4 protein-coding genes, 7 tRNA genes and 3 rRNA genes are annotated in these 11,735 nt (G+C 38.9%); 12 read left to right on the top strand and 2 right to left on the bottom strand.

Annotated elements, in window-relative coordinates; all coding sequences use genetic code 11:
* Window positions 1-66: 66 nt before the first annotated feature.
* The 12 genes from A0083_RS07640 to A0083_RS07585 all read left to right on the top strand — a co-directional run bounded on the left by A0083_RS07640 (window position 67) and on the right by A0083_RS07585 (window position 7,747).
* Window positions 67-144: transfer RNA gene (locus A0083_RS07640), tRNA-Pro, on the top strand.
* Window positions 145-156: 12 nt separating this feature from the next.
* Window positions 157-233: transfer RNA gene (locus A0083_RS07635), tRNA-His, on the top strand.
* A gap of 3 nt (window positions 234-236) precedes the next feature.
* A tRNA-Arg gene (locus A0083_RS07630) sits at window positions 237-313 on the top strand.
* A 26-nt stretch (window positions 314-339) separates the two neighbouring features.
* Window positions 340-416 (top strand) — tRNA-Arg (locus A0083_RS07625).
* A 4-nt stretch (window positions 417-420) separates the two neighbouring features.
* A tRNA-Leu gene (locus A0083_RS07620) sits at window positions 421-505 on the top strand.
* A 97-nt stretch (window positions 506-602) separates the two neighbouring features.
* On the top strand, window positions 603-1,469 hold the full coding sequence (locus A0083_RS07615) for a hypothetical protein (RefSeq protein WP_197553170.1): 867 nt from the start codon (window positions 603-605) through the stop codon (window positions 1,467-1,469).
* 466 nt (window positions 1,470-1,935) lie between these two features.
* Window positions 1,936-3,449, top strand: a 16S ribosomal RNA gene (locus tag A0083_RS07610).
* A gap of 95 nt (window positions 3,450-3,544) precedes the next feature.
* A tRNA-Ala gene (locus tag A0083_RS07605) sits at window positions 3,545-3,620 on the top strand.
* An 8-nt stretch (window positions 3,621-3,628) separates the two neighbouring features.
* Window positions 3,629-3,705, top strand: a tRNA-Ile gene (locus A0083_RS07600).
* A 454-nt stretch (window positions 3,706-4,159) separates the two neighbouring features.
* Window positions 4,160-7,067 (top strand): 23S ribosomal RNA (locus A0083_RS07595).
* Window positions 7,068-7,229: 162 nt separating this feature from the next.
* Window positions 7,230-7,346 (top strand): 5S ribosomal RNA (gene rrf, locus A0083_RS07590).
* The 16S, 23S and 5S rRNA genes sit together here with 2 tRNA genes alongside, the layout of an rRNA operon.
* Before the next feature lie 218 nt (window positions 7,347-7,564).
* Window positions 7,565-7,747 (top strand): hypothetical protein, encoded by a 183-nt coding sequence (locus A0083_RS07585; protein WP_197553168.1) that lies wholly within the window; start codon window positions 7,565-7,567, stop codon window positions 7,745-7,747.
* A 766-nt stretch (window positions 7,748-8,513) separates the two neighbouring features.
* Here the strand turns inward: A0083_RS07585 and A0083_RS07580 are convergent.
* Complete coding sequence (locus tag A0083_RS07580) at window positions 8,514-11,033, bottom strand: molybdopterin guanine dinucleotide-containing S/N-oxide reductase (RefSeq protein ID WP_197553166.1); 2,520 nt, start codon at window positions 11,031-11,033, stop codon at window positions 8,514-8,516.
* A gap of 1 nt (window position 11,034) precedes the next feature.
* The gene (locus tag A0083_RS07575) at window positions 11,035-11,613 is read right to left on the bottom strand and encodes a monoheme c-type cytochrome (RefSeq protein WP_039664622.1); all 579 of its coding nucleotides are present in this window, start codon (window positions 11,611-11,613) and stop codon (window positions 11,035-11,037) included.
* Window positions 11,614-11,735 lie beyond the last annotated feature (122 nt).

Genomic DNA, 11,735 nt, shown 5'->3' with positions numbered 1-11,735 from the left:
AAATATTTTTGTTTATCTTGACTTTTGATATTTTTTTATGTAAAATAACGCTTTATTTTTGTACATCGGGGTGTAGCGCAGTCTGGTTAGCGCACTTGGTTTGGGACCAAGGGGCCGAAGGTTCGAATCCTTTCACCCCGACCATTTTTATAAATGGTGAGTGTAGCTCAGTCGGTTAGAGCATCAGATTGTGGTCCTGAGGGTCGTGGGTTCGATTCCCATCACTCACCCCATCAGCGCTCGTAGCTCAACTGGATAGAGCGACAGACTTCGGATCTGTAGGTTATGGGTTCGATTCCTATCGGGCGCACCATTAAGCCCATTGTTGTTTATTTTTATGCGCTCATAGCTCAGCTGGATAGAGCAACGGCCTTCTAAGCCGTAGGTCAGAGGTTCGAATCCTCTTGAGCGTACCACTTTGCGGATGTGGTGAAATTGGCAGACACGCCAGACTTAGGATCTGGTGCAGCAATGCGTGAAGGTTCAAGTCCTTTCATCCGCACCACTTATTAGCAACTCCCATTATAAATATAATTTCATAATACATTTTAATTTTGCAGTGATATAAAGTAAATTATAAAATATACAAAATAGGACATATCATGATCAATGTGTATCAAGTAAAAATCATCAAGAGTTTCAATGAAACTAAATTTAGAAAAGACTCAAGAGTAAAAGATTTTTTTCATACCTTTTTAGCACAAAATTTACAAATCTATACCAATATAGAAGATCAAAAGTATGCTAAGAATACGATAGTAGTATATAAAATTTTTGATATATGTATTATATGTATAAAAGGTGGGGTTTTAGTAAATCAAGAGTATTGCCAATTCAAAAAAGGTGTGATAGATCACATGGCAGTATATACCGATGAAAGTATGAGTGATAGTGCTATATCGCAACTATTAAGGGGTAGCTCTACTTTAAAAATTGACAAATCAAACTGTTATGATAATCCAGATGCTAAAGTTGTGTTTTCAGAAAAAGGTTTTTTATTTCAGGCTAAATTTAGCAACTGTGAGAGTAAATTTGATGATACTATGACGATGTTTGCTCTTTCTTTGGCATATCGTGAGAAAATGGAGTATTATTTGAATTTAACATCAAGCATTGTAGATAAAGAAAATTATCACGATGTGATCGATGTAAAAAAAGACTTTTATACTTTTAATCTAAAATATTTTTTTAGCAATCCGGTGCATTATAATTACCAACAAAAACACACGATATGGAAAATTATATTTCAATACTATGATATTTTAGAACAACATCAAGAACTTAAAATCCAGATAGAAAATCTTGTAGACATCTTATATATAGACCAAAATCAAGAAGAAGAAAAAATAGAAAAAATCAAAGAAGATAAAAGAAAAAAAATCGAGATGTTTTTTTTGATTATCGGTGGTTTTGTTACTTTGGCTTCACTTATTAGCGCATATAAAGATGCGATGGAGTTATTTGGATAAAAAATATTATTTTATTGGAAAACATATTTTTATAAAAAAGGTATTTTGTTTTGAAGTTTAAAATACTTCTTAGCTAAATCCCCCCCCCCACTTCTTTAACACACTTCACTTCATACACCCTATATCAATACACTTTATATTCTTTTATATTTATTATTCTATATTTATAAATTCTCCTTTCTATAAATTTCTTTTTTTATTTTCATTTCTTTTTTCATTTAATAAAACTTTAAGCTTTTGTTGCTATAATTTCATTTCCTTTTCAAACGAAAGGGATTTAAAAAGCTAAGATTTTTTGTCTTAATTTTTTAGTATTTGTTCTTTAAATTATTAATATTGTTAATCAAATCTTATAGTCAATCTTTGAAATCTAAATAAGTGATCGATTGAGCCAGAAAGATTTATTTTTAAATCTTAACAATCAACTTTTTCTTTGAAGAAAAAGATTAAACTTATCCAATTATTTTTTATGGAGAGTTTGATCCTGGCTCAGAGTGAACGCTGGCGGCGTGCCTAATACATGCAAGTCGAACGATGAAGCTTTTAGCTTGCTAGAAGTGGATTAGTGGCGCACGGGTGAGTAAGGTATAGTTAATCTGCCCTACACAAGAGGACAACAGTTGGAAACGACTGCTAATACTCTATACTCCTGCTTAACACAAGTTGAGTAGGGAAAGTTTTTTCGGTGTAGGATGAGACTATATAGTATCAGCTAGTTGGTGAGGTAATGGCTCACCAAGGCTATGACGCTTAACTGGTCTGAGAGGATGATCAGTCACACTGGAACTGAGACACGGTCCAGACTCCTACGGGAGGCAGCAGTAGGGAATATTGCGCAATGGGGGAAACCCTGACGCAGCAACGCCGCGTGGAGGATGACACTTTTCGGAGCGTAAACTCCTTTTCTTAGGGAAGAATTCTGACGGTACCTAAGGAATAAGCACCGGCTAACTCCGTGCCAGCAGCCGCGGTAATACGGAGGGTGCAAGCGTTACTCGGAATCACTGGGCGTAAAGGGCGCGTAGGCGGATTATCAAGTCTCTTGTGAAATCCAACGGCTTAACCGTTGAACTGCTTGGGAAACTGGTAGTCTAGAGTGAGGGAGAGGCAGATGGAATTGGTGGTGTAGGGGTAAAATCCGTAGATATCACCAAGAATACCCATTGCGAAGGCGATCTGCTGGAACTTAACTGACGCTAAGGCGCGAAAGCGTGGGGAGCAAACAGGATTAGATACCCTGGTAGTCCACGCCCTAAACGATGTACACTAGTTGTTGGGGTGCTAGTCATCTCAGTAATGCAGCTAACGCATTAAGTGTACCGCCTGGGGAGTACGGTCGCAAGATTAAAACTCAAAGGAATAGACGGGGACCCGCACAAGCGGTGGAGCATGTGGTTTAATTCGAAGATACGCGAAGAACCTTACCTGGGCTTGATATCCTAAGAACCTTATAGAGATATGAGGGTGCTAGCTTGCTAGAACTTAGAGACAGGTGCTGCACGGCTGTCGTCAGCTCGTGTCGTGAGATGTTGGGTTAAGTCCCGCAACGAGCGCAACCCACGTATTTAGTTGCTAACGGTTCGGCCGAGCACTCTAAATAGACTGCCTTCGTAAGGAGGAGGAAGGTGTGGACGACGTCAAGTCATCATGGCCCTTATGCCCAGGGCGACACACGTGCTACAATGGCATATACAATGAGACGCAATACCGCGAGGTGGAGCAAATCTATAAAATATGTCCCAGTTCGGATTGTTCTCTGCAACTCGAGAGCATGAAGCCGGAATCGCTAGTAATCGTAGATCAGCCATGCTACGGTGAATACGTTCCCGGGTCTTGTACTCACCGCCCGTCACACCATGGGAGTTGATTTCACTCGAAGCCGGAATACTAAACTAGTTACCGTCCACAGTGGAATCAGCGACTGGGGTGAAGTCGTAACAAGGTAACCGTAGGAGAACCTGCGGTTGGATCACCTCCTTTCTAGAGTACAAACTGATAAGTCTCACAACTATCAGTTCATATATAGACTCAATCATCCTTGTTTAGATTTCAAAGATTGATGAAAAGCTAATTTTGGGGAATTAGCTCAGCTGGGAGAGCGCCTGCTTTGCACGCAGGAGGTCAGCGGTTCGATCCCGCTATTCTCCACCATTTATTAAGGGCCTATAGCTCAGCTGGTTAGAGTGCACCCCTGATAAGGGTGAGGTCACAAGTTCAAGTCTTGTTAGGCCCACCATAAAAGATTTGTTTATCAATCATAAATTAAAGTTTTAAAACTTAAAGCAAGTATATAGCTAATAATAAAGCAATAAGTAAAGTAAAATGATTTATTACTTATGTTTTTAAATTATTTAAACTCTTGATATATACTTCCTTTAGGTTTTAAGACCTAAGCTAAATAAATAATAGAATATTTTATATATTAGATTAGTTATTTAATGTTATTTGAATTATCATTGTTAAGAGTCACAAGCAAGTTTTAATAAAAACAATTTTACAGGACTTGTTAAAGGATAAAACCTAGCTATCTTTTCTTTAGCTTTTAGTTAAAGACAAGTTTTAAACTCACAGCTTAGTTGGACTAATATTTTTAGTTTTATTAAGTGTTTAAATGCTTTCCGTCTTAAGATAGTAAAGTCTTATCATAAAAACTTTAGCAAGGAAGTGATGCGTTTTAGAATGAATTTAAAAGGTAAGCTATTAAGAGCGAATGGTGGATGCCTTGGCTGGTAAAGGCGATGAAGGACGTACTAGACTGCGATAAGCTACGGGGAGCTGTCAAGAAGCTTTGATCCGTAGATTTCCGAATGGGGCAACCCAGTATATAGAGATATATACTACCATAATGGAGCGAACGTAGGGAATTGAAACATCTTAGTACCTACAGGAAAAGAAATCAATAGAGATTGCGTCAGTAGCGGCGAGCGAAAGCGCAAGAGGGCAAACCCAGTGCTTGCACTGGGGGTTGTAGGACTGCAATGTGCAATAGGTGAGGTTAGTAGAACACTCTGGAAAGTGTAGCCATAGAGGGTGATAGTCCCGTATACGAAAACCAAACCTTAGCTAGCAGTATCCTGAGTAGGGCGGGACACGAGGAATCCTGTCTGAAGCTGGGTCGACCACGATCCAACCCTAAATACTACTACCAGACCGATAGTGCACAAGTACCGTGAGGGAAAGGTGAAAAGAACTGAGGTGATCAGAGTGAAATAGAACCTGAAACCATTTGCTTACAATCATTCAGAGCACTATGTAGCAATACAGTGTGATGGACTGCCTTTTGCATAATGAGCCTGCGAGTTGTGGTGTCTGGCAAGGTTAAGCACACGCGAAGCCGTAGCGAAAGCGAGTCTGAATAGGGCGATTAAGTCAGATGCTGCAGACCCGAAACGAAGTGATCTATCCATGAGCAAGTTGAAGCTAGTGTAAGAACTAGTGGAGGACTGAACCGATAGGCGTTGAAAAGCCCCCGGATGACTTGTGGATAGGGGTGAAAGGCCAATCAAACTTCGTGATAGCTGGTTCTCTCCGAAATATATTTAGGTATAGCGTTGTGTCGTAATATAAGGGGGTAGAGCACTGAATGGGCTAGGGCATACACCAATGTACCAAACCCTATCAAACTCCGAATACCTTATATGTAATCACAGCAGTCAGGCGGCGAGTGATAAAATCCGTCGTCAAGAGGGAAACAACCCAGACTACCAGCTAAGGTCCCTAAATCTTACTTAAGTGGAAAACGATGTGAAGTTACTTAAACAACCAGGAGGTTGGCTTAGAAGCAGCCATCCTTTAAAGAAAGCGTAATAGCTCACTGGTCTAGTGATTTTGCGCGGAAAATATAACGGGGCTAAAGTAAGTACCGAAGCTGTAGACTTGATTTTATCAAGTGGTAGGAGAGCGTTCTATTTGCGCCGAAGGTATACCGGTAAGGAGTGCTGGAGCGAATAGAAGTGAGCATGCAGGCATGAGTAGCGATAATTAATGTGAGAATCATTAACGCCGTAAACCCAAGGTTTCCTACGCGATGCTCGTCATCGTAGGGTTAGTCGGGTCCTAAGTCGAGTCCGAAAGGGGTAGACGATGGCAAATTGGTTAATATTCCAATACCAACATTAGTGTGCGATGGAAGGACGCTTAGGGCTAAGCAAGCTAGCGGATGGAAGTGCTAGTCTAAGGTCGTAGGAGGTTATATAGGCAAATCCGTATAACAATACTCCGAGAACTGAAAGGCTCTTCAAAGTCTTCGGACAGCGAGGAGAATTGCTGATGCCGTCGAGCCAAGAAAAGTTTCTAAGTTTAGCTAATGTTGCCCGTACCGTAAACCGACACAGGTGGGTGGGATGAGTATTCTAAGGCGCGTGGAAGAACTCTCTTTAAGGAACTCTGCAAAATAGCACCGTATCTTCGGTATAAGGTGTGGTTCGCTTCGTATTAGGATTTACTCCGAAAGCGAAGAAACTTACAACAAAGAGTCCCTCCCGACTGTTTACCAAAAACACAGCACTCTGCTAACTCGTAAGAGGATGTATAGGGTGTGACGCCTGCCCGGTGCTCGAAGGTTAATTGATGGGGTTAGCATTAGCGAAGCTCTTGATCGAAGCCCGAGTAAACGGCGGCCGTAACTATAACGGTCCTAAGGTAGCGAAATTCCTTGTCGGTTAAATACCGACCTGCATGAATGGCGTAACGAGATGGGAGCTGTCTCAAAGAGGGATCCAGTGAAATTGTAGTGGAGGTGAAAATTCCTCCTACCCGCGGCAAGACGGAAAGACCCCGTGGACCTTTACTACAGCTTGACACTGCTATTTGGATAAGAATGTGCAGGATAGGTGGGAGGCTTTGAGTATATGACGCCAGTTGTATATGAGCCGTTGTTGAGATACCACTCTTTCTTATTTGGGTAGCTAACCAGCTTGAGTTATCCTCAAGTGGGACAATGTCTGGTGGGTAGTTTGACTGGGGCGGTCGCCTCCCAAATAATAACGGAGGCTTACAAAGGTTGGCTCAGAACGGTTGGAAATCGTTCGTAGAGTATAAAGGTATAAGCCAGCTTAACTGCAAGACATACAAGTCAAGCAGAGACGAAAGTCGGTCTTAGTGATCCGGTGGTTCTGTGTGGAAGGGCCATCGCTCAAAGGATAAAAGGTACCCCGGGGATAACAGGCTGATCTCCCCCAAGAGCTCACATCGACGGGGAGGTTTGGCACCTCGATGTCGGCTCATCGCATCCTGGGGCTGGAGCAGGTCCCAAGGGTATGGCTGTTCGCCATTTAAAGCGGTACGCGAGCTGGGTTCAGAACGTCGTGAGACAGTTCGGTCCCTATCTGCCGTGGGCGTAAGAAGATTGAAGAGATTTGACCCTAGTACGAGAGGACCGGGTTGAACAAACCACTGGTGTAGCTGTTGTTCTGCCAAGAGCATCGCAGCGTAGCTAAGTTTGGAACGGATAAACGCTGAAAGCATCTAAGCGTGAAGCCAACTCTAAGATGAATCTTCTCTAAGCTCTCTAGAAGACTACTAGTTTGATAGGCTGGGTGTGTAATGGATGAAAGTCCTTTAGCTGACCAGTACTAATAGAGCGTTTGGCTTATCTTATTTAAGCATCACTTCCTTGTTAAGGTTTTTATTAAGCTTTAGTCTTAAAAGTAAAATCTTATAGTAGAAGTTCGTTGATATTAGAACTTGCTCTTAACATTGTTTTTTAAGTATTCTTGATAAAACAGTATAAAGATTTAAATAGAATATTTAAATAACAATGTCCGTGATTATACAGATGTGGAGACGCCTTGCTCCATCCCGAACCAAGAAGCTAAGCACATCGTGGGTGATGATACTACGCCTTACTGGCAGGGGGAAAGTAGCTCATTGCGGACTTGTTAATTCTCTTATTATTCTTACTTATTACTTAGTTAAATCCTTAATTAGTTTATTCTTTGTTTTTTTATTAGAGATAGTTTTTATTGTTTTATAATTTATTTCTTTTATGGTTTTTTATAATAAATATCTTTCTAGGAAAGTGATTAAATTATAATAAAGAGCTTTAGAGATAGTTGTAAAAAGTAGGTTTCTTTTATTTCTTTTATGGTGCGATCATGAATTGTTTAGTGGTTAAGTTAGTTTTTACTGCTTGTCGTGGATTAGTTTGTGTAGTTTGTGTAGTTTGTGTAGTTTGTGTAGTTTGTGTGGTTTGTGTGGTTTGTGTGGTTTGTGTGGTTTGTGTGGTTTGTGTGGTTTGTGTGGTTTGTGTGGTTTGTGTGTGGGGGGGGTGGGCGTAGCGTTTTTGTATAGAGTTGGTTTATTTGGTTGCTATAGCTTTTAAGTTGTGTTATTGTGATTGAATTATTTTAATAGTTGGCTTAGTTGGTTTGAAGGTTTAGTTGTTTTAGCTTTAAAATGCTTATAGTAAGTTTGGTAAATTACTTTTTTAGTTTTTTAGTTTTTTAGTTGGCGGTGCTTTGTAGTTTGTATTAAATTATTTTAATAATTTATGGAGGCTTGTTTTAATTTTTAATTGTGTATATCTTTTTTATTGCTTTATTAAATTTGCTTTTATGGGTTTTTTAGATGAAATTGTAGTTTTATGTTCTTAGGTGTGTATTATTTATAATTGATAGATTGCTTGTTTATTTGCTTAGATTGTTATAGATGTTTTTATTTAATAAGATATTGTTTTTTATCATTAATAGGCTTAGGATTATTGATTAATATAAGAAAGTAGCTTTGGTAAACTTGTTGGTGTAATTATGGCTTTTTAGGGTGTATGGTGGATGTGGGTTAATTGTTTTTTATAGTTTTTAGGTTGTTTGTGGGAGGGGGTATTTTTATGTATCATCATTTTAGGTTATGGCTAATTGTGGGTAAGTTGTAGTTTATTTGCTTTGTGTGGAAAATGCTATTTATTGTGAATGTTATTTTTTTATGGGCTTGAGTGTTAAAAAAGTAGGCGGGGTGAAAATTGGATTTTAGTAGTTTTTATAGTGAGGTTGGTAAAGTTTTGGAGTAAATAAACTTTTCCTTAGATTTTCTAAGGAAAAGTTAACGTTACTGTGCGCCTTTTGGAGCAGAAAACGCCGTAACTTCTGGTAAAGAAGAATTATACTTTTCTATGTTTACTAAAGCTGTATGCGAGATATTGCCATTTGCAAGTTCAGAAGTTGGCATATCTATGGTTAAAACATTCACATTACCATACTTACACATGCCATTTTCATCAGGATCGTACCAGCCACCTTCACAAAGTCTTACTACATTTGGCATGATGTCTTTTGTTACCACAGCGCCCGCTAGGGTTTGACCTCTTTTGTTAAACACTCTTACAACATCGCCATTTTTAATGCCTAGCTTTTTAGCATCAGCAGGATTGATCAAAATAGGCTCTCTTCCTTTCACTGCGTATTTATCGCGTAATGATGTATGGCACATTTGCGAATGCAGTCTGTTGGTTGGGTGATTGGTTAAAAGATGAAAAGGTGCTTCTTTAGTGGCATTTCCTAACCATTCTATCGGCTCCATCCATGTAGGGTGTGCTTTGCAGTCTTTATAGTTGTATTTTTCGATAGTATTAGAGTAAATTTCTATCAAGCCTGATTCGGTGCCTAGCGCATTTAAAATAGGATCCTCGATAAACTCTGAAAATCTAACCCACTCCATGCTTTCTATGGTTGGAGAAAAAGTAATCGGCTCATTTTTTGCCCAAAACTCTTCAAAACTAGGCATAGGTGTTTCAAAAACATCTCCATAAGCTTGAGTTTGTTTTAAAGCGCTATTGTAGTATTCTTTGATGAAATCTTTAGCTTTTTTGCCATTTTCGGTATAAGCATTAAATACATCATCTCCATATACTTTGCAAATATCTGAAAAAATTTCATAGTCATCTTTACTCTCGCCTATAGGTAAAACCGCTTGTTTCATCGGAGCGATATTCATATTAGAATAATCTCCTGTCATAGTGATATCATCTCTTTCGTAAGAACTCGTAGCAGGCATGATGATATCTGCCATTTTGGCTGTTGGAGTCCAGTAAATTTCATTTACCACTACCGTTCTTGGTTTTTGCCATGCTTTTACGTTTGTATTGGTATCTTGGTGGTGCACAAGAGGATTTCCACCCGCCCAGTATATAAAGTCTATATCAGGGTAAGTGATCTTTGCTCCATTGTTGTCTATGGTTTTACCAGGGTTAAGCAAGGCATCTGCTATCCTAGCTACAGGAAAAGAGTAGCTAGCGGCATTTTGTAGCCATTCAGCACCACTTTGAGTAGCACCTGCTTTTGGAAGACCTTTAAATTTTCCATTTTCCCAAATTCCCACAGCACCAGCAGTGATCCCTCCGATCACTCCACCTTTACACGAAGGAACGCCACCATTACTGTAATGATAGCTTAAGCCAAAGCCACCTCCTTTGGTGCCAATTTGCCCGATCATCGAAGCAAGAGTGACCAACATCCAGTGAGGTTGTTCGCCATGGTGTGCCCTTTGCATACCCCAACCACTCATGATCATAGTAGGATTATCATAGAAGCTTTCAGCAAGAGATTTGATTGTTTTTTCATCGATTCCACAAATTTTACTTGCCCATTTTACATCTTTTTTTACACCATCTTTTTTGCCATCTAAATATGCTTTAAATTTATCAAAACCACTAGTATAGGTTTCTAAGAATTCATAATTTACTTTATTTTTCTCGATCAAGTGACTAGCCATACCAAGCATCATAGCAACATCGGTATTTGGCTTAGGTGCGATCCATTGTGCGTTTAAAAATTTAGCAGTTTCTGTTTTGATAGGATCTATACAAATAACCTTGATTTTGCTATTTTTTAATTTTTCAAAATACTGCAAACCTCTTTGATCGCTTGAAGTCCACGCTATCCTTAAGGTTGCAAGAGGGTTAGCACCCCAAATGACAACGCATTTAGAATGCTCTAAGATGTTTTCCCAAGATGTTTGCTGCTCATATACTTCAATAGACCCTACAACATAAGGCATGATCACTTGAGAAGCACCGGTTGAGTAATCGCCCGTAGTTCCGACAAATCCACCGGTTACATTTAAAAACCTATGCAGTAAAATTCTACAATTTTGCATATTTCCGCTTGATTTCCAACCATAGCTACCGCCAAAAATCGCTTGAGTGCCTTTTTTCTCTCTTGTTTTTTTAAGTTCTCTAGCGATCAGCTTGATCGCCTCATCATAGCTCACACGAACAAATTCTTCTTTACCTCTAAGCTCTGGTTTTGGGCTGTCAGGGTTTGCAAGGTAGCTTTTTCTCACATAAGGGTATTTTACACGAGATTGATAGATCATATCAGGGGTGTAATGCTGCAAAGGATTGTCCATTTGCGTAACCTTTTCCCAAGGCTCACTTTTAACAACCACCCCATCTTTGATAGTAAGTTTTAAAATTCCCCAATGTGCTGCGGTGATCACTGTGCCGTTTTTTACTAATCCTGAATTTATACTAGAAGCTTTCACACTCTTACCCATAGCCAAACTAGGCACCAAAGGTAGCACACTTAAACCCGCTCCGATTTTTAAAAATTTTCTTCTATCTAGTCCCATTTTATTTTGCCTCCTTGAAGTCTTTTGCATTTTTTTGCAAATACTGTATCACTAACCAATGATCTTTTTTATCAATACCTGTTCGATTTACCATTGATCTAAACGTAGCAGGCCAACCATTAGCGGTAAATTCACTTTCTTTATGCACGCTATGGCAAATTCCACAGTTGTTCATATAAAGTTCTTTGGCTTTTATAAACATTTCTTTATCACTCTTGGCAAAATCTTTCTTATCAGTCCAAACTTCTATGGTGGCTTTATCCCATTTGCCATTTTTGCTTTTTGTGTAAGTTTTAAAATCAAGCTTTGTATTTTTAGAAAATGCAGCTACGATGATCCTTTGACTATCATTATAGTATAGCACAGAAGCAGAAGCGGGATTAACATAGCCTGTGATTTTGATCAGTGCTTTATCTCCTTCTACTTTTAACACCTCAAAAGGATTTGTAGGTAGTAGTCTACCAACAGCTTTTGTGTCATTTTTGCTTAAGTAAAGCGAATTAACCTCACTTGTGAAAAATTCCTCCCTAGCACATACTAAAGAAGCTAGTGCTAAACATGTGATGAAAATCTTTTTCATTTAACCTCCTAGTTAAATAATCATTTATATTTTATTGCATATATATAAAATAAAACTTAATCATCGAGAATATTTTAAAATATTTAGTATACTGTGTATTAATGATAATAAAACAAAAAGCT

It is taken from the genome of Campylobacter sp. 2014D-0216, assembly GCF_014931215.1.
In the GTDB taxonomy this organism is placed as follows: domain Bacteria; phylum Campylobacterota; class Campylobacteria; order Campylobacterales; family Campylobacteraceae; genus Campylobacter_D.
Note: the sequence above shows the minus strand (reverse complement) of the source record. Positions and strands in the feature narration are given on the sequence as shown.